General features: G+C 65.4%; 21 protein-coding genes. 16 read left to right on the top strand and 5 right to left on the bottom strand.

Annotated elements, in window-relative coordinates:
- Positions 1–7: 7 nt before the first annotated feature.
- Positions 8–214: a 50S ribosomal protein L32 gene (gene rpmF, locus G3572_RS02475; RefSeq protein ID WP_164609081.1), complete on the bottom strand. Its 207-nt coding sequence runs from the start codon at positions 212–214 to the stop codon at positions 8–10.
- Between the two features lie 167 nt (positions 215–381).
- Positions 382–972 carry a YceD family protein gene (locus G3572_RS02470; RefSeq protein ID WP_164609080.1) on the bottom strand — a complete coding sequence of 197 codons (591 nt, stop codon included), beginning with the start codon at positions 970–972 and terminating at the stop codon, positions 382–384.
- Positions 973–1,217: 245 nt separating this feature from the next.
- Here G3572_RS02470 and G3572_RS02465 point away from each other — a divergent pair, with 245 nt between their 5' ends.
- A complete protein-coding gene (locus G3572_RS02465) occupies positions 1,218–1,715 on the top strand; it encodes an outer membrane protein assembly factor BamE (protein ID WP_164609079.1) in 498 nt (165 codons plus the stop codon).
- Positions 1,716–1,735: 20 nt separating this feature from the next.
- On the opposite strand, the gene msrB is transcribed toward G3572_RS02465, so the two are convergent.
- Positions 1,736–2,131 (bottom strand): peptide-methionine (R)-S-oxide reductase MsrB, encoded by a 396-nt coding sequence (gene msrB / locus G3572_RS02460; protein WP_164609078.1) that lies wholly within the window; start codon positions 2,129–2,131, stop codon positions 1,736–1,738.
- Between the two features lie 104 nt (positions 2,132–2,235).
- Here msrB and G3572_RS02455 point away from each other — a divergent pair, with 104 nt between their 5' ends.
- The 4 genes from G3572_RS02455 to G3572_RS02440 all read left to right on the top strand — a co-directional run bounded on the left by G3572_RS02455 (position 2,236) and on the right by G3572_RS02440 (position 4,569).
- A complete protein-coding gene (locus tag G3572_RS02455; RefSeq protein WP_164609077.1) occupies positions 2,236–2,970 on the top strand; it encodes a GNAT family N-acetyltransferase in 735 nt (244 codons plus the stop codon).
- 154 nt (positions 2,971–3,124) lie between these two features.
- Complete coding sequence (gene rplM / locus G3572_RS02450; protein ID WP_164609076.1) at positions 3,125–3,589, top strand: 50S ribosomal protein L13; 465 nt, start codon at positions 3,125–3,127, stop codon at positions 3,587–3,589.
- Positions 3,590–3,591: 2 nt separating this feature from the next.
- On the top strand, positions 3,592–4,083 hold the full coding sequence (gene rpsI, locus G3572_RS02445; protein WP_100195500.1) for a 30S ribosomal protein S9: 492 nt from the start codon (positions 3,592–3,594) through the stop codon (positions 4,081–4,083).
- A 228-nt stretch (positions 4,084–4,311) separates the two neighbouring features.
- Positions 4,312–4,569, top strand: coding sequence for a hypothetical protein (locus G3572_RS02440; RefSeq protein WP_164609075.1), 258 nt, complete (start codon positions 4,312–4,314; stop codon positions 4,567–4,569).
- A gap of 75 nt (positions 4,570–4,644) precedes the next feature.
- Here the strand turns inward: G3572_RS02440 and G3572_RS02435 are convergent, their stop codons facing one another.
- Entirely contained in the window at positions 4,645–4,857 is a 213-nt protein-coding gene (locus G3572_RS02435; RefSeq protein ID WP_164609074.1) for a DUF1127 domain-containing protein, read from the bottom strand.
- A 99-nt stretch (positions 4,858–4,956) separates the two neighbouring features.
- Between G3572_RS02435 and G3572_RS02430 the strand changes: the two genes are divergently transcribed.
- The 8 genes from G3572_RS02430 (at position 4,957) to G3572_RS02395 (ending at position 13,138) form a co-directional block, all read left to right on the top strand.
- On the top strand, positions 4,957–6,360 hold the full coding sequence (locus G3572_RS02430; RefSeq protein WP_164609073.1) for an aminotransferase-like domain-containing protein: 1,404 nt from the start codon (positions 4,957–4,959) through the stop codon (positions 6,358–6,360).
- Between the two features lie 237 nt (positions 6,361–6,597).
- On the top strand, positions 6,598–6,852 hold the full coding sequence (locus G3572_RS02425; RefSeq protein ID WP_164609072.1) for a hypothetical protein: 255 nt from the start codon (positions 6,598–6,600) through the stop codon (positions 6,850–6,852).
- 178 nt (positions 6,853–7,030) lie between these two features.
- The gene (locus G3572_RS02420) at positions 7,031–7,912 is read left to right on the top strand and encodes an ABC transporter permease (RefSeq protein ID WP_164609071.1); all 882 of its coding nucleotides are present in this window, start codon (positions 7,031–7,033) and stop codon (positions 7,910–7,912) included.
- Positions 7,913–7,922: 10 nt separating this feature from the next.
- Positions 7,923–8,729, top strand: coding sequence for an ABC transporter permease (locus G3572_RS02415; protein WP_164609070.1), 807 nt, complete (start codon positions 7,923–7,925; stop codon positions 8,727–8,729).
- A gap of 29 nt (positions 8,730–8,758) precedes the next feature.
- Positions 8,759–9,832, top strand: a complete 1,074-nt coding sequence (locus G3572_RS02410) for an ABC transporter ATP-binding protein (RefSeq protein ID WP_164609914.1) — start codon at positions 8,759–8,761, stop codon at positions 9,830–9,832.
- Complete coding sequence (locus G3572_RS02405) at positions 9,799–10,422, top strand: uracil-DNA glycosylase family protein (RefSeq protein WP_164609069.1); 624 nt, start codon at positions 9,799–9,801, stop codon at positions 10,420–10,422. The genes G3572_RS02410 and G3572_RS02405 overlap by 34 nt, the downstream gene beginning before the upstream one ends.
- Positions 10,419–11,207: an SseB family protein gene (locus G3572_RS02400; RefSeq protein ID WP_164609068.1), complete on the top strand. Its 789-nt coding sequence runs from the start codon at positions 10,419–10,421 to the stop codon at positions 11,205–11,207. Before G3572_RS02405 ends, G3572_RS02400 begins: the two co-directional genes overlap by 4 nt.
- Before the next feature lie 107 nt (positions 11,208–11,314).
- Positions 11,315–13,138 carry an ABC-F family ATP-binding cassette domain-containing protein gene (locus tag G3572_RS02395; RefSeq protein ID WP_164609067.1) on the top strand — a complete coding sequence of 608 codons (1,824 nt, stop codon included), beginning with the start codon at positions 11,315–11,317 and terminating at the stop codon, positions 13,136–13,138.
- Between the two features lie 7 nt (positions 13,139–13,145).
- Here G3572_RS02395 and G3572_RS02390 read toward each other — a convergent pair whose 3' ends face one another.
- Entirely contained in the window at positions 13,146–14,003 is an 858-nt protein-coding gene (locus tag G3572_RS02390) for a TPM domain-containing protein (RefSeq protein ID WP_164609066.1), read from the bottom strand.
- Positions 14,004–14,242: 239 nt separating this feature from the next.
- Here G3572_RS02390 and cysS point away from each other — a divergent pair, with 239 nt between their 5' ends.
- From cysS to G3572_RS02375, 3 genes are all read left to right on the top strand, one after another.
- A complete protein-coding gene (gene cysS / locus G3572_RS02385) occupies positions 14,243–15,670 on the top strand; it encodes a cysteine--tRNA ligase (RefSeq protein WP_164609065.1) in 1,428 nt (475 codons plus the stop codon).
- A gap of 96 nt (positions 15,671–15,766) precedes the next feature.
- On the top strand, positions 15,767–17,401 hold the full coding sequence (gene cimA, locus G3572_RS02380) for a citramalate synthase (RefSeq protein WP_164609064.1): 1,635 nt from the start codon (positions 15,767–15,769) through the stop codon (positions 17,399–17,401).
- A gap of 49 nt (positions 17,402–17,450) precedes the next feature.
- Complete coding sequence (locus G3572_RS02375; RefSeq protein ID WP_164609063.1) at positions 17,451–18,209, top strand: phytoene/squalene synthase family protein; 759 nt, start codon at positions 17,451–17,453, stop codon at positions 18,207–18,209.
- The last annotated feature ends 102 nt before the right edge of the window (positions 18,210–18,311 follow it).

Below are 18,311 nucleotides of genomic sequence, written 5' to 3'. Positions count from 1 at the left end.
CCGCGGCTTACGCCGCGTCCTCGTCCAGATCGACGTCTTTGCTGGTCGCCACGACTTCACGGGCGTCGTAGTGGCCGCATGCGCCGCAAACGTGGTGCGGGCGCTTCAGTTCGCCACAGTTCGGGCAATCTGCGGGGTTGCCAGCAACGAGGGCGTCGTGTGCACGGCGCATGTTACGGCGGGATTTGGTGACTCGGTTCTGCGGGACAGCCATGTCGCAACCTTTGGGTAGTGGGGACATGCCCCTGTTTTACTTGACGATTCTTCTAGCGGATAACGCCGCCGGAGGCGCGTTTCCACACCCCGAATGAGGCGCGGAACATACATTTATCTGGGCGCGGCGCAACCCCCATTCTGCCCATTTCCGCATCATGGTCCAGATCAAGCCTCGGAACTGCCATTCAATTTGTCTTTCAGCGCCGCGAGCGAGGCAAAGGGTTTCAGATCGCTATCACGCAGCGGTTCGGCCCCCGGCGGGGTTGCGGCCACATCGCCCAGTTCTGCCCCCGACGCACGGGGATAAAGCGGCAAGGACAGCACCAGCGCCTCCAGCGCCACGCCGCCCACATCGATCACCTCCGGAATCGCTTCCGCGCTGTCATCTTCGGGCATTTCCACCTCGTCCCCGGTTGGCTCCACCCAATCGGACAGGTAACGCCGGACAACCGTTTCACGGATTTCGCTGCGCACCGGCGCAAGCGTCAGCACGCAGGGCTGATCCACCACCGCAGCCAGTTGCGCCTCGAGCAGGAAATCGCGGCTGGCCGCCGGGCGGATTTCGCCCTTGAAGGAAAACGAGACCACCGACAGCAGGCCGAGATCCTGGGCGATTGCGGCGCGGGTTGCCGCGTCGGGCTCCAGGTCGAACCGTGTCGGCTTGCGCATCGACAGCGCGCCCGAGCGGAAGGGATGGCTGAGCGCGGGTGGACGTTCCGGCACGATCTCTTCGGGTGCGGGGGTGGATTTCTTCATCGGGCAATCACCTTTGTGTCATATGGCCGAGTCCGGCACTGGTGGCGGCCCGCCGCGCAGAGCGCCGAGGGGCGTAACGGTTGCGCGCGTTCCATTCTTGAACCGGCCTGCATCCTTCTGTAAGCCTTTGCATCAAGAGGCGGGTCTTGGTCCTGTGGCACCTAAGCGGCGACACTTCGCTTGGCAAGTCCAGAGGTGAAAGCAAGACCCTGACATGCGGCAACGCTGGGTAGGGAAGACAATCGATGGCATCGACGAGAGCGCAGCGCGACCCAAAGCCGGCAGCTTTATCGCCCCGCCGCATCCGGCGCGCCTGCATCGCCCTTGGCCTTGCCTTAGCGCTGACCGCCTGCGCGCCCATCTACCGCAATCACGGCTATGTTCCGGCCGAAGAGGATCTGGCAACGCTCGTCGTCGGTCAGGATACGCGGGTCACTGCCGCGCCCAAAGTGGGGCGCCCGTCGACCTCGGGCCTGCTGAACGATACCGGCTGGTTCTACGTGCAAAGCCGCTGGGAACAGCGCGGCGCCCTGGCGCCCAAAGAGGTGGACCGTCAGGTTGTCGCGCTGACCTTTAGCCAAGCCGGGGTCTTGCAGAATGTCGAGCGTTTCGGGATCGAGCGCGGCCAGATCGTGCCCTTGTCGCGCCGTGTCACCGAAAGCAGCGTTAAAGGCCAAAGCGTCTTGGCCCAGCTTTTCGCAAGTTTCGGCCGTCTGAGCGCGGGGCAGGTTCTGGGCGAATAGTCCGGAAGACCGCCGCGCGATCACTCATCTGCCGCTTCGAATTTCAGCGCCACACCGTTCATGCAATAGCGCAGGCCCGTCGGGGCAGGGCCGTCGTTGAACACATGGCCAAGATGCGCATCACACCGGTTGCAATGCACTTCCGTGCGCCGCATGAACCAACTCCGATCCTCGGATTCGCCCACCGTCTCTTCACTGATCGGCGCATAAAAGCTGGGCCAGCCGGTGCCGGAGTCGAACTTTGTCGATTGGTCGAACAGCGGCGCATCGCAGCAGACGCAGCGATAAGTCCCCGGCACCTTGGGAAAATTGTCATGTGTAAAGGCCCGCTCGGTGCCATGCTTGCGCGTGACCTTGTAGGCGAGGTCCGACAGCATCGCCTGCCATTCGGACTCTGATTTCACGACCTTGTCCATACGCATCTCCTGTGGTTCTGTTCGGCTGACGGTCGCGGCGCGCCGCGCTGTCATTGAAGTATCTAGGGGGGGAGGGGTCGGGTGCCAAGGGTCATGGGGGCCGCATGAAGCCATTGTCGCGCGGGCGTTACGAGGTACGTCTTGCCCAGACTGCGGCAGAGATTGGCGCGGCGCAGCGCCTGCGCCACAGCGCCTTTCTGGCGGCCCGCGGCAAGGCCCGCGCCAGCGGTCAAGATGCCGATGCCTATGACGACACGGCCAGCCATGTGCTGGTTTTCGATCAGGCCCGCGCCGACCCTGTTGCCTGCTTTCGGGTGCAAGAGTTTCGTGGCGAGACGGTGGCGCGCTCCTATTCGGCGCAATTCTATGATCTGGCCAGATTGGCCTGCTTTCCCGGTCCGATGCTGGAACTGGGCCGCTTTTGTCTGGACCCGGCGCGGCACGACCCCGATATCTTGCGGCTGGCTTGGGCGGGGCTGACGCGGATGGTCGATGAGCGTGGGATCGCGCTGCTCTTTGGTTGCTCCAGCTTTGCCGGTGCCGATACCGGTCTTCACGCCAAGGCCCTTGCCGCACTCGCGCCCCGGTTGGCGCCCGATCTGTGGCGCCCCGGTCCGCTTGCACCGGAACGGGTGACGCTGGCCGACCTTGCCGCGCAGTCCGCAGCTTCGGAAGCGGCCTTACCCCCCTTGCTGCGCACCTATCTGTCGATGGGCGGCTGGGTGAGCGACCATGCCGTCATCGACCGCGAGATGGACACACTGCATGTGCTGACAGGGGTTGAAATCGCCGCAATCCCCCCCGCGCGCGCACGGGCCTTGCGTCTGCTGGCGGCCTAGCCGGTGGGGTATCCAGATACCACTTTTTCAAGACATTGATTTTACTGAGTTTTATATTCATAGAGCCGCTTGACGGTGCATCCATGATACGCGATAAGCCGCCATCCGAGTTACCGGGGGGCAACCCCTGCCTATCCTCTATGGGACACCACCGATGAAAACGTTTACCGCTACTCCGGCGGACATCGAGAAAAAGTGGATCCTGATCGATGCCGAAGGTATCGTTCTGGGCCGCCTTGCCACGATCGTCGCCAACATCCTGCGCGGCAAGAACAAGCCGACCTTCACCCCGCACATGGACATGGGTGACAATGTCATCGTGATCAACGCGGACAAGATCCAGATGACCGGCAACAAGCGTGCCGACAAGGTCTATTACTGGCACACCGGCCATCCGGGCGGGATCAAGCAGCGCACCGCACGTCAGGTGCTGGAAGGCGCGCATCCCGAGCGTGTCGTGATCAAGGCCGTCGAGCGCATGATCACCCGCAACCGTCTGGGCCGTCAGCAGATGACGAACCTGCGCGTCTATGCCGGTGCGGCGCATCCGCATGAAGCTCAGCAGCCGACCGTTCTCGACGTCGCGGCGCTGAACCCCAAGAACACCCGGAGCGCGTGATCATGGCTGACATCAAATCCCTCGACGATCTGAAATCGGCCGTTTCCGGCACCTCGGCTGATGTGGCAGCTCCTGCTGCGGCCCCGCGTGTGGCAGTGCGCGACGCGCTGGGTCGGTCCTATGCGACCGGCAAGCGGAAGAACGCCGTGGCCCGCGTCTGGGTCAAGCCCGGCACCGGCAAGGTGACGGTGAACGGCAAGGAAATGGCGGCCTACTTCGCCCGTCCGGTTCTGCAGATGATCCTCAAGCAGCCCTTTACCGTGGCAAACGTGGAGGGCCAGTTCGACGTGATGGCCACCGTGGTGGGAGGCGGTCTGTCGGGGCAGGCGGGCGCTGTGAAGCACGGCATTTCCAAGGCCCTGCAGCTGTATGAACCCGGCCTGCGCGGCGCGCTGAAGGCTGCCGGCTTCCTGACCCGTGACAGCCGCGTGGTGGAACGGAAGAAGTATGGCAAGGCCAAGGCCCGCAAGTCCTTCCAGTTCTCGAAGCGCTGATCTTTCGATCTTTTTTCTGGAAAGGCCCGCCCTCTGGCGGGCCTTTTCTTTTGCACGCCCGCCTGTGTTACAGGGGGCAATATCCATCGAAATCAACCGGTTAACCCCCGCACCTTAACGAACTATTCACCTTCTCCGCGCCAGCAGGCCCGGCGAGAAGGTGCTTGGTGTTGCCCGCGGTTTCTGGCCTTATGGGCGCGGCACCGCACAAATGGGGGGACATGCGCGATGAGCGGGAGCAGACCATCATGGCCGCGCCTTGCCTTGCGGGCGTTGGGCTTCGGGCTGGTGGCGGCGCTTGTGCTGCCCGCGGCGCTGATGTTCGGGCTGCTGGGGCTTGCGCATCTGGCGGGGGGCTGCGGGGCGGGCAGTTCGGGCGGCTGCGAGATGGGGGCGGCCTCGGTCGGGCTGGTGTCGATTGTGCCGGCCCTCGTGCTGGGGGCGGGCATCTCGCTGTTCCGCGATCTGCGGCGCGGGCGCGGCTGACACGGCGGCACGCAAAAAAAAGGGCCGGAACAAGCCGGCCCAGTCAGGGGAGCAAATATCTGAAGGCGGGGGCGCTTATGCCTCCCAGAAGCGGCGGTTGGCCTCTGCCTCGGCGGTCATCGGGTCGATCCCGACGTCGCGCAGCAGGTGGGCATCAAGCCGCTGCAAGCCCTTTCGGGTGCGTTGACGTGCCTCCCAGGTGACGACGCGGACCGCGGCGGCCAGCACCAGCCGCGACAGCGGAGGCAGGGAGGCGGGGCGGAAAACCAGCGTTTCGGCGGGAGACATGTCGGGTTCCTATTCACGAATGATTTGTGTTGATACAATGGCCTGCTTGGCCATATACAAGAGATACAAAACCGATCAATGAATCGCCAGAGGAACATTGTGGCTGATACAATATGGCTTCCCAAACTGTCGGATGAGGATGGCCCGAAATATCTGGCGCTGACGCGGGCGCTGCGCGAGGCGATCCGCTCTGGCGAGTTGGAGACAGGGGCGCAGTTGCCGACGGTGCGGGAACTGGCGTGGCAGTTGAAGGTGACGCCCGGCACCGTGGCGCGGGCCTATAGTCTGGCGACGCAAGAGGGGATGCTGGCGGCGACGGTGGGGCGCGGCACCTTTGTTGCGGCGAACGCGCCGCGCCTTGGCCCGACACAGGCGCTGTTTGTAGACCGCGAGCCTGCGCGCGTCAGCGGCAAGGTCGACCTGCGCGCGCCGATCTTGCCCGACGTCGGGCAAGGCATTGCAATTGCAGCGGCTTTGCGCGCCTTGGGCGAGGATGGCGAGACGGACTGGATCGACTATCCCAGCCAGCAGGCCGAACTGCCCTTGCGTGCGGCGGTCTGTGACTGGGTTTCAGAGCGCGTGCTGGGGCCGATTTCGGCAGATGACATTGTTCTGGCGCATGGCGGGCAGAACGCGATCAATCTGGTTTTCATGTGCTGTTTGCGCGGGGACCGTCCGGTGGTGCTGACCGAGGAACTGGCCTACCCCGGTTTTCGCCATGCCGCACGGTTGAGCCGTGCCGAGGTGGTTGCGGTCGAGATTGACGCAGAAGGGATTGTGCCGGAGGCATTGGAACAAGCCTGCCGCCGCCACGGGGCGCAGGTTCTGTGCCTGACCACCGAGGCGCAGAACCCGACCACGGGGCGTATGGGGCTGGAGCGGCGGCAGGCAATTGTAGCGATTGCGCGCCGCTATGACCTTCAGATCATTGATGATGATTGTTACTCTGTCGCCACCACGACCCTGCCGTCGATGCGCGCGCTTGCGCCGGAGCGGGTCTGGCATGTGGGCAGCCTGTCGAAAACCATCTCGGCGGGCCTGCGCTTTGGCTATCTGGTGGCCCCCACGGGGATGGGCCAGACGGGGCGGCTGACCGCGCAGCACCAGTTTTTCGCGCTGTCACGCCCGATCGAGGCGATTGTATTGCATTTGTTGCAATCGGGCGAAGCGGTGCGCCTGCGCGGGCTGGTGCAGGAGGAGTTGGACAAGCGGCTGCAATTTGCCGTCAACGCCTTGGGCGCGTTCGATTTGAGCTGGCAGGCGGGGTTGCAGTTCATCTTTCTGCGCCTGCCGTCGGGTTGGCGCGCCAGCAGTTTTTGCAGCCATGCCGAGGCGGCGGGGGTGATGGTGCGGTCGGCCGACGAATATGCGCTGATTCACGGGCGCGCGCCCAATGCGGTGCGCGTGGCGCTGTCGGGCAATGTCTCGATGGAGCGCTTTCAGGACGGAATCAGGCGGCTGGCGCGGCTGCTTGCAGAGCCGCCCGCCGAGTTGATGGTCTGACGGCGACGCCCGCACATCGATACAAGATCAATCGTGGCAGGATTGTGGCGGCATTGTGGTGCGCACAAGGCGCGGGCGGGGCGGCTGTTGCACAATCGCCCGCCTTGCCGGAAAAATCGGCACGCTCTGCCGCCCGCGCGCGCGGGATGCTTGACGGGTGGCAGGGCCTGCCCCAGTTTCGGGGTATAAAGAGCAGTGCATGCAACGACATGCAAAGAATAAGACAGGACCATTCCGATGGGACAACAGACCACTTTCCATGCTCCGCATGGCGGGGCTGATTTTCTGGGCTACCGCAGACGTGCCGGAGCGACAGAGATTGTTTATGATGATGGCGTGGCGCGGCGCATGGTGTGGCGCGTCTCCGGCTCGGCGACCGAGGCGCGGCTTTCCGATGCCTTGCGGGCGGCGGTCGGGTCGGTGCGGGTGGTGCCATCGCTGTATGACGAGTTGAAAAAGCGCGCCATCGCGATTGAACGCGTGGCGGGCTGAGCAAGGCCTGCCGCGATTTTGGGCGAAGCCGGGCCGGGTGCCCGGCTTTTTTCGTGGCGGGGTTTGTGACGGGCCAGATCGGGCCTTGCCAGTCTCGGGCGCATGTGACTAAGTTTTGATCAAAGTCGCGGAACAGCGGCAGCAGACCATCTTCGGGATGGGCCAGACAGGGGGTGACATGGCGAGATCCACTTCGGCGCTTGGCCGGTCCGAGGCGCGCTCGGGCCTGCTGATGATCAGCCCGACGGCGCTTTATGCGGTGCTGCTGCTGGCGGCGCCCCTTGCGACGGTGGTGATCTATTCGCTGGCGACCGGGGGTCGCGGGGTGATTACCTGGGATTTCAGCCTTGCCAATTATGTCGAGGTCTGGACCGGGCCGGTCTACCGCGCGATCATGCTGCGGTCGTTGATCGTGGCGCTGTCGGTGACGGTGGTGACGGTGGTGATCGCCTATCCCATCGCCTATTTCGTGAGCTTCCATGTCGCGCCGTCGAAGAAGTCGCTGTGGCTGTTCCTGATCACGATTCCGTTCTGGACGAGCTATCTGATCCGCGTGTTCCTGTGGAAGGTGATCCTTGGCTATAACGGCGTGATCAACTCGGGGCTTCTGGGGATCGGCATCATCGACGAGCCGCTGACCTGGATCAACTACAACGTCGGGGCCCTGGTGGTGACGCTGGCCCATGCCTATGCGCCCTTTGCGATCCTGCCGATCTTCGTCGCGCTGGAGAAGATCGACCGCAGCCTGCTGGAGGCGGGGCAGGATCTGGGCGAGAGCAAGCTGCGCACCTTCTGGCGGGTGACGCTGCCCCTGTCGATGGGGGGCGTGATTGCGGCGGTGCTGATCGTGTTCATCCCGACGATCGGCGATTATGTGACGCCCGATCTGATCGGTGGCGGCAAGCTGCCGATGATCGCCAACATGATGGAAGTGCAGATGCTGAAGATCAACAACAAGCCCCTCGGCTCGGCCATCGCGGTGTCGGCGATGCTGATCGTGGCGCTACTTTCGCTGGCCTTCGTGCTGGTGAACCGGCGCTTCCTCGGGCCGGCACGATAGGGGGCTGCTGATGAAATCTCCGGGTTTGCGGGCCTATGCCATCGGCTATCTGATCTTTCTCTATGCCCCGATCGCGCTGCTGCCGATCTTTGCCTTCAATGACAGCCGCATCATCGCCTTTCCGCTGTCGGGCTTCACCACCAACTGGTTTGCCGAGATGTGGGCCGACCGGCAGCTGTGGCGGGCCTTGCAGAACTCGCTGATCATCTCGGGGTCTACCGCGGTGATCGCCACGGTGCTGGGCGTCTTTGGCGCGCGGGCGAGCACGCGCTATGCCTTTCCGGGCAAGGGGGGGCTGGTGGGGCTGATCATGCTGCCGCTGGTCTTGCCCGAGATGATCGTGGCGATGTCGCTGCTGGTCGTGCTGTTGGCGATCTCGGTGCCGCTGTCGATCTTCACCGTCATTCTGGGCCATGTGCTCATCACCACGCCCTTTGCGGTGGCGATCCTGTCGTCGGCCTTCCAGTCGCTGGACAAGTCGCTGGAGGAAGCCGCCTATGATCTGGGCGAGGGGCCGGTTTCGACCTTCCGGCTCATCATCCTGCCGCTGGTGGCACCCGGCATCATCTCGTCCCTGCTGATCTGTTTCACCATCAGCCTTGACGAGTTCATCATCGCCTATTTCCTTGCCGGCGCCGATACCGTGCTGTCGTCCTATATCTACAGCCAGTTCCGCTTTCCAGCCAAGGTTCCGGCCATGCTGGCGCTTGGCACCATTCTGGTGCTGGTGTCGGTCACCCTTCTTTCCATCGCAGAATTCTTCCGCCGTCGCGGCATCGCAAAGACCGGCGGCAAGGACACCGGAGGCTTCTTGTGAGCAACACCCCCCCAAAGCCCAAGCCCACGATGATCGAGTTCCGCGACGTCCACAAATACTATGGCGAATACCACGCCTTGCGCGGAATCAACGGCACCATACGGGCGGGCGAGTTCTTTTCGCTGCTGGGGCCTTCGGGCTGTGGCAAGACCACGCTCTTGCGCACCATCGCGGGGTTCGAGGGCATCGACAGCGGCGCGGTGCTGATCGACGGCAAGGACATGGCGCGGGTTCCGGCCAACCTGCGGCCCACAAACATGGTGTTCCAGTCCTATGCCATCTTTCCGCATATGAGCGTGGCGGAAAACGTGGGCTTTGGCCTGCGCCGCGATCCGCGCAGCAAGGCGGAAAAGGCCCGCGCGGTGGAAGACGCGCTGGAGATGGTGGGCCTGAAAGGCTATGGCGCGCGGGCGGCGCATGCGCTGTCGGGCGGGCAGCGGCAGCGGGTGGCCTTGGCGCGGGCGCTGATCCTCAAGCCCAAGGTGCTGCTGCTGGATGAACCCTTGAGCGCGCTCGACAAGAAGATGCGCGAGCATATGCAGGTGGAACTCATCAAGCTGCAACGGCAGGTGGGCATCACCTTTGTGCTGGTCACGCATGACCAGGAGGAAGCGCTGGTCATGTCGGACCGGATCGCGGTGATGTTCGAGGGCGAGATCGCGCAACTGGCCGACCCCGAGACGCTGTATCGGCGCCCCAACAGCAAGAAGGTGGCGGATTTCATCGGCACGATGAACTTCATCCCCGCCGAGGTGGTGGGCGAGACGGGCGGGCAGATCGAGGTGCAGGTGAAGGGCCTTGGCCGCGCGCGGCTGGAGGCCGAGCAGTGCCCGGCGGGGCGCGGCGATGCGCCGGTGGTGGGGCTGCGGCCCGAGACGCTGACGCTGCTTTACCCCGGCCAGACCACGACCGAGCGTACGGTGGACGGGATCATCGACGAGGTGATCTATTTTGGCGACATGACCTATTATGACGTCTATCTGGGCGGCACCGATGTGGAGGTGCGGCTGTCGATGCGCAACACGCCCGGGCGGCCCATCCTCGAGGTGGGCAGCAAGGTGGATGTGGCATGGAGCGCGAGCGCGCTGGTGCTGTTCCGCTGACCCTGCAAGACGAGATCGCGGGCTGCCGCCTGTGCGCGGCCCGTTTTGCCGCGACCGCCACCGCCCATGCGCCGCGCCCCGTCGTGTGGTTCCGGTCTTCGGCGCGGGTGCTGATTGCGGGTCAGGCCCCCGGCGCGCGGGTGCATGAGAGCGGTCGGCCCTTTACCGATGCCTCGGGCGAGCGGTTGCGCGACTGGTGCGGGCTTTCCGGCGATGCGTTCTATGATCTGGACCGTGTGGCCATCGTGCCGATGGCCTTCTGCTTTCCGGGCTATGATGCGCGCGGGGCGGACCTGCCGCCGCCCGCGATCTGTGCGGCCACATGGCGGGGGCGGGTCATGGCGGCGCTGCCGCACCTGCGGCTGACGCTTCTGGTGGGCGGGGCGGCGATGCGCTGGCATCTGGGGGCGGGGACTTCTGTCACGGCCACGGTGGCGGATTGGCGCAAGCACGCCGCGCGCGGCATCTTTCCCTTGCCCCATCCGTCGTGGCGCAATACCGGATGGCTGAAACGGAACCCGTGGTTCGAGGCCGAGTTGGTGCCCGAACTGCGCCGCGCCGTGGCCGCGGTGATGGAGAGCGAGAGATGAGCGAGATTGTAAGCCTTTTGGATGCCGCCCATGCCGCCGTGCATGCCGACCCCGAGAACGAGGCGCTGCGGCTGCGCTTCTTCGAGCGGCTGGCGGATGGCGAGATGTTCCTCCTGCTGGAGCGCGAGGCGGTGGGCGAGGTGCTGGAGCCACGGGTGTTTGACCTTGAAGACGGGCGTTTCGTGCTGGTCTTTGACCGCGAGGAACGGCTGGCCGGATTTACAGGCGGCATCGCCCCCTATGCCGCGCTGCCGGGGCGGGTGATTGCGGGGCTGCTGAAGGGGCAGGGCATCGGGCTTGGCGTCAATCTGGGGGTAGGGCGGTCGGAAATGCTGTTGCCGCCAGAGGCGATGGACTGGCTGGCCGAGACGCTGGACGAAGGCCCCGAGGAGGTGCAGGCGCTGCCCGAGCAGTTCCATGCGCCCGCCGTGCCGGAAGGGCTGGTTGCGGGGCTGGATGCCAAGCTGGCGCGGGCCGCGGGGCTGGCCTCTGGCGCGCTGCTGGCAGGGGTCAGCTATCGCGGCGGGCGGCGGGGGCATATGCTCGCGTTTCTCGATGTGGCCGAGGGGGCGCAGGCGGCACTGGCGCGGGCGGCTTCGGAGGCGCTGGTGTTTTCGGGGATCGAGGCCGGCGAGCTGGACGTGGCCTTCCTGCACAGCGCCGATCCGGCGGCGGTGGCAATGGCGCGGGTGGCCCTGCGCTTCGATCTGCCCGAGGTGGAAAAGCCCGCCGTGCCGGGGACAGCCCCCGGCATGGACCCCAAGCGCCCGCCACGTCTGGTCTGAGACGGGCGGTGCTGCGCCCGTGGCTGCTGTCGCGCGGGGGCCAGCCCCCGCGTGCCACGCTGTCAGGTGGCTTGACGGCGCAGGCAGGGGCGCATACCTGACGGCGCATGGCACGCGCACCCCTTCTCCAGCTTTCCGACATCTCGCTGACCTTTGGCGGGAATCCTGTGTTCGACAACCTGTCGCTGGTGGTCCAGCCCGGTGACCGGGTGGCGCTGGTGGGGCGCAACGGATCGGGGAAGTCGACCCTGATGAAGGTGATGGCGGGGCTGACCGAGGCCGATCGCGGGTTGCGCGTCGTCTCGCCGGGGGTCAGCGTGGGCTATATGGAGCAGGATCCGGACCTGTCGGGCTTCGAGACGCTGGGCGATTTCGCCGCGAGCGGGCTGGATGTGGGCGAGGAATACCGCGTGGCGATGGTGGCGGAGGGGTTGAAGTTCAACCCCGCGACGCCGGTGGCCACCGCCAGCGGCGGCGAGCGGCGGCGGGCGGCTTTGGCCAAGCTGCTGGCGGAAGCGCCGGAGCTGATGCTGCTGGACGAGCCGACCAACCATCTGGACATTCAGGCGATCGAATGGCTGGAGGCGGAGCTTTCATCGACGCGGACGGGCTTTGTGCTGATCTCGCACGACCGCGCGTTCCTGCGGGCGCTGACCAAGGCGACGCTCTGGGTCGACCGGGGCGAGGTGCGGCGGCGCGAGGCCGGTTTTGACGGCTTCGAGGAATGGCGCGAGACGGTCTGGGCCGAGGAGGACGAGGCGCGCCACAAGCTGGACCGCAAGATCAAGGCCGAGGCGAAATGGGCGGTCGAGGGGATTTCGGCGCGCCGGAAACGCAATCAGGGGCGCGTGCGCGCGCTGGCGGCCCTGCGCGAGGAGCGGAGCAGCCAGATCCGGCGGCAGGGCACGGCGGCCTTGGAGATCGAGAGCGGGCCGGTGAGCGGCAAGCGGGTGATCGAGGCCAAGGGCATCGGCAAGCGCTTTGGCGACAAGACCATTCTGCAGGGGTTCGACCTGCGCGTCCTGCGCGGGGACCGCGTGGCCTTTGTCGGGCCGAACGGGGTGGGCAAGACCACGCTTCTCAAGATGCTGACCGGCGAGATCGCGCCTGACAGCGGCGAGGTGGTGCTTGGCACCAATCTGGAGATTGCGGTGTTTGACCAGACGCGCGCACAGCTCGATCCGAATGCGACGCTGTGGGAGAACCTGACCGGAGACCCGTTGATGGCGGTTTCGGGCGCGTCGGATCAGGTGATGGTGCGCGGCAATCCTAAGCATGTGGTGGCCTATCTCAAGGATTTCCTGTTCGACGAGCGGCAGGTGCGCGCGCCGGTGCGCAGCCTGTCGGGCGGCGAGAAGGCGCGGCTGTTGCTGGCCAAGCTGATGGCGCGGCCCTCGAACCTGTTGATTCTGGACGAACCGACCAACGATCTGGACGTGGAAACGCTGGATCTGTTGCAGGATGTGCTGGGCGAGTATGACGGCACGGTTCTGCTGGTGAGCCATGACCGCGATTTCATCGACCGCATCGCCACCGCCACGGTGGCGATGGAGGGGGACGGGCGCGCCACTGCCTATCCGGGCGGCTGGTCGGATTACGCGGCGCAGCGGCCCGAGGTGATGGCGGCGGCGGCGAAGTCGGCAGCGGCCGCTTCGGCGAGCGCGGCAAAGACTGCTGCGGGGCGCGAGCCGCCGAGGCCGTCGAAGAACACGGGCCTGTCCTTCACCGAACGCAAGCGGCTGGACGAATTGCCCGCGATCATCGCGCGGCTGGAGGCCGAGATTGCCAAGCTGGAAGAGTTTCTGGCGGCGCCCGACCTCTACACCAAGGACCCTGTGAAGTTTCGCAAGGGGACCGAGGCGCTGAGCGAGCGGCAGATCGCCCTGCAAGGCGCCGAAGAGGAATGGCTGGCGCTGGAAGAGCGCGCCTGACGCCGGCCTACCAGCGGCCCGTGGCACCGCCCCCCGAGGACGATCCGCCGCCGAAGCCACCCGAAGAGCCCGAGCCGCGCGAGATTTTCGCGATGCTGTAGGGTTCCGACCTGTCATAGCCGCAGGCGGCGCAGCGGGTGTGCAGGATGCCGTGGCCTGCGCGGGCGGTGCTGGCGGCTAGGGTCACGTCGCGGCGGCGCGACAGGCTGCGCGCGCCGCAGGAGGGGCAGGCGCGCAGGCGCACCAGCGCATCGCCGATCACCGCGCGCGCCACCAGCGCGATGAAGCCGAGGATGGCCCCGCCGAAGATCAGGAAGGGCGTGATCGCCTGCCAGTCGAAGGGCGGCGCGGGCGGGGTTTCGGCCCCGGCGGCGAAGGGTCTGGCGATGAGGTCGAAGGTGGCGGCAACCCCGGCCTCGATCCCGCCGACATAATCATCATTGCGGAAGGCGGGCAGGAAGGAGCGGTCGATCACGCGTTGTGCGGCATTGTCCCAGATCACCTCATATCCTGCGCCGAGCGCGATGCGCATTTCGCGGTCGTCGCGGGCGATCAGGATGAGGATGCCATCATCGCGGGCGGCATCGCCGACGCCCCATCGGTTGAACAGCGCCTTGGCGTAATCTTCTATGCGCGCGCCTGCGCCGCCGTGATCTGCCAGCCGGTTCATGATGACCAGCACCACATGCACGCCGGTTTCGGCGCGGCCTTTCGCCAGCGTCTCGGAGAGGCGGAGCTGTGCCTCGGGCGGCAGGAGGCCCGCGTAATCGCTGAGCGTGTCGCCGAGCGGGTCGGGGTAGGGCTGGGCGGCGGCAAGGCCGGGGGCAAGGAACAGGCACAGGGCGAGGAAAAGCACGCGCAACATGGGCAGCCCCCTTTGGTTTGCGCAGGCATCATGCCAGCTTGCGGGCGATGCGAAAAGGGCTTGGCGCGGCGACGGGGCGGCGCTATGCAGGGGGCATGGCAACGACAACGCGTGGCATCATCTGCGGCTGCATTTCCTGCTGACCTTTGGTCTTGCGGGGGCTTGTCATCATTTCCAAACGGATTGGAACTTGCTAGACCCCGCGCCGGGATGCCGCTGTGCATAAGGGACGACGGGCTATGGTGACGATCAGGCTGACCAATTCGAAAACCCACCGCAAGGAGGCGTTTGTGCCTCTGGATGCGCAGAATCTGCGCATGTATGTCTGCGGCCCGACGGTCTATGACCGCGCGCATCTGGGCAATGCGCGGCCTGTGGTGGTGTTTGACGTGCTGTACCGGCTGCTGCGCCATGTCTTTGGCGCCGAGCATGTGACATATGTCCGCAACTTCACCGATGTGGATGACAAGATCAACGCCAAGGCCGCCGAGACGGGCCGCGCGATCCGGGACATCACCGACGAGACGATCGGCTGGTATCACGATGACATGGACGCTTTGGGGGCGTTGCGGCCCAATCACGAGCCGCGCGCGACCGAGTTCATCGGCGCGATGATCGCGATGATCGAGGGGCTGGTCGAGAAGGGCCATGCCTATGCGGCGGAAGGGCATGTGCTGTTCCGAGTGCGGTCCTATGCCGAATATGGCGCTCTGTCGGGCCGGTCTGTCGATGACATGATCGCGGGCGCGCGGGTGGAGGTCGCGCCCTTCAAGGAAGACCCGATGGATTTCGTGCTGTGGAAGCCGTCAGGCGAGGGCGTGCCGGGGTGGGAGAGCCCCTGGGGCTATGGCCGTCCGGGCTGGCATATCGAATGCTCGGCCATGGCCTATGAGCTTTTGGGGGAGAGTTTCGACATTCACGGCGGGGGGTTGGATCTGCAATTCCCGCATCACGAGAACGAGATCGCGCAGAGCGCCTGCGCGCACGGGCACGGGAGTTTTGCACGGGTCTGGCTGCACAACGAGATGCTGCTGGTCGAGGGCAAGAAGATGTCCAAGTCGCTGGGCAACTTCTTTACCGTGCGGGATTTGCTGGAGCAGGGGGTTCCGGGGGAAGTGATCCGGTTTGTGCTTTTGAGCACGCATTATCGGAAGCCGATGGATTGGACGGAGGAAAAGGCGCGGGAGGCAAAACATCATCTTGAACGTTGGCGCCTTATGACCAAGGACGTCAAACCCTCTAAGCCAAGTAAAGCTGTAATTGCTGCACTTGGTGACGATTTGAACACCCGCCAAGCAATTACGGAACTGCACAATCTTGCAGGAAATGTTCTGACGTTTGCAAATTGGAATTCTGCTCTTAAGGGTGATTATACTGGACCTGATCCTAAAGCCGCTGTCGCCGAATTTCTCGCTTCGGCACAATTGCTTGGTTTATTGCTTCCTAGTCAGGATGTTTGGTGGTCTGATCCCATCGACTTGGATAACTTTAAGATTCTTTTAATTAATCTCAGAACAGAGGCTATAAAAACTAAAGATTTTACGCCGGTAGACGCGTTAAAATCTGCTCTTCTTGCTGCAGGCGTGGAAGTGCGTATGTCAAAAACAGCAGTCGAACTCGTGCCCGGCCCAGACTTCGACCCCACCAAGCTGGAGGCGCTGAAGTGAGCCAATTTTCTGCGAAAATTCGGGGGGGCTGTCTGCCCCCCGTCGCCGGCGGCGACTCCCCCCGAGGATATTTGGCGACGGAAAAGGGGGCGGGCGATGCGTGAACGTCTTTACCTCTATGACACCACCTTGCGCGACGGGCAGCAGACGCAGGGGGTGCAGTTCTCGGTGGCCGAAAAGCGCATGATCGCGCAGGCGCTGGATGCCCTGGGGGTGGATTACATCGAAGGCGGCTGGCCGGGGGCCAATCCGACGGATTCGGAGTTTTTCGCCGCAAGGCCGCCGACGCGGGCGGTGATGGCGGCCTTTGGCATGACCAAGCGGATCGGGCGGTCGGTCGAGAATGACGATGTGCTGGCGATGGTGCTGGATGCGGGCACGCCTGCGGTCTGTCTGGTGGGCAAGACGCATGAGTTCCATGTGACCACCGCCCTTGGCTGCACGCTGGAGGAAAACCGCGAGGCGATTGCGCAATCGGTCGCGCATCTGGTGCGGCGTGGGCGCGAGGCGCTGTTTGACGCCGAGCATTTCTTTGACGGCTATCGCGCCAATCCGGCCTATGCGCTGGACTGTCTGCGCGCGGCCCATGATGCGGGGGCGCGCTGGCTGGTGCTGTGCGACACCAATGGCGGCACCTTGCCCGCCGAGGTGGGGCGGGTGGTGTCCGAGGTGATCGCGGCGGGCATCCCGGGGGAGCGGCTGGGCATTCACTGCCATGACGACACCGGAACCGCGGTGGCCTGTTCGCTTGCCGCGATCGATGCCGGGGTGCGGCAGGTGCAGGGCACGCTGAACGGGCTGGGCGAGCGGTGCGGCAATGCCAATCTGGTGAGCCTGATCCCGACGCTCCTGCTCAAGGAGCCCTATGCCAGCCGCTACGAGACGGGGGTGAGCCACGAGGCTCTGGCGGGCATCCTGAAGACCAGCCGGGTGCTGGATGACATCCTGAACCGCGTGCCGGTGCGGGCCGCGCCCTATGTGGGGGCGAGCGCCTTTGCCCACAAGGCGGGGCTGCATGCCAGTGCGATCCTGAAGGACCCCGCCACCTATGAGCATGTGCCGCCCGAGACGGTGGGCAATGCGCGGGTGATCCCGATGAGCAATCAGGCCGGGCAGTCGAACCTGCGGGCGCGGCTGATGCAGGCGGGGCTGGCGGTGGACCCGAAGGACCCGCGTCTGGGCCGGATCCTTGAGGTGGTGAAGGAGCGCGAGGATCAGGGCTATGCCTATGACGGCGCGCAGGCCAGTTTCGAATTGCTGGCGCGGCGCGCCTTGGGTCAATGCCCCGAGTTCTTCGAGGTCAAGCGTTACCGGGTGACGGTGGAACGGCGCAAGAACAAGTATGACCGCATGATCAGCCTGTCCGAGGCGGTGGTGGTGGTCAAGATCGGCGGGCGCAAGATGCTGTCGGTCAGCGAGTCGATGGACGAGACCGGCACCGACCGTGGCCCCGTGAACGCGCTGGCCAAGGCGCTGGCCAAGGACCTCGGGCCCTATCAGGCCTGTATCGACAGCATGAAGCTGGTCGATTTCAAGGTGCGCATCACGCAAGGCGGCACCGAGGCGGTGACGCGGGTCATCATCGATTCCGAAGATGACGAGGGGCGGCGCTGGTCGACGGTGGGGGTGAGCCCGAACATCGTGGACGCCTCGTTCGAGGCGCTGCTGGATGCGATCCAGTGGAAGCTGATCCGTGATCTGGGCCAGCCGGTGCAGGAGGCGGCGGAATGAGCGGGGCGGCACCTGGGGGCCGCCACGGACCCGCTGGCGGGGCGCGGCCATGAGCCTTGATGCCTGTGCGGCACTGGTGCAGCGGGGCGACCCCGACCGTTTTGCCGCCGTGATGGCGGCCCCGCAGTCCGCCCGCGCGCGGCTGTTGCCGCTCTATGCGCTGAACCTTGAAGTCGCGCGCGCGCCCTGGGTCAGCAAGGAGGCGATGATCGCCGAGATGCGGCTGCAATGGTGGCGCGACGTGGTGGCCGAACCCGGCCCCCGCGCGCATGAGGTGGCGGCCCCGCTGCATGATCTGATCCAGAGCGCGCGCCTGCCGCTCGACGTGCTGGACCGGATGATCGAGGCCCGCCGCTGGGACATCTACAGCGCGCCCTTCGAGGATCAGGCGGCGCTGGACGCCTATCTGGAGGATACCGGCGCCGGCCTGATGTGGCTGACGGCCTGTGCGCTTGGCGCGCCGCCCGAGGCCGGGGCGGCAGTGCGCGCCTATGGCTGGGCGTCGGCGCTGGCCAGCTATCTGCGCGCCATTCCCGAACTGGCGCAGCGCGGGCGTATCCCGCTGGTCGATGGCCGCCCCGAGGCGGTGGCTGAACTCGCCCTGCGCGGGCTGATCCGGCTGGAGGCCGCCCGCCGCGCCGGGGTGCCGCGCGCCCAGCGTCCGGCGCTGCTGGCGGGGTGGCAGGCCGAAGGCTTGCTGAAACTGGCCGCGCGCGACCCTGCCGCCGTGGCCGAGGGCCGGTTGCAGCTTTCGGATTTCGCGCGGCGGGGCCGGTTGCTCTGGCAGGCGACAACGGGGCTGTTCTGAGGGGCTCTCTGCCCTGCCATTGCTGCTTTCCAAATACTCCCGCGCGGAGCGCATGCCGCAGCCTGACAGGGGCGATGCCCGCCCGCGCGTCTCGCGCAGCCC

It is taken from the genome of Pseudotabrizicola algicola (assembly GCF_010915705.1).
Classification (GTDB): Bacteria; Pseudomonadota; Alphaproteobacteria; order Rhodobacterales; family Rhodobacteraceae; genus Pseudotabrizicola; species Pseudotabrizicola algicola.
The sequence above is the reverse complement of the archived record's forward strand: the minus strand, read 5'-3'. Positions and strand labels throughout refer to the sequence as shown.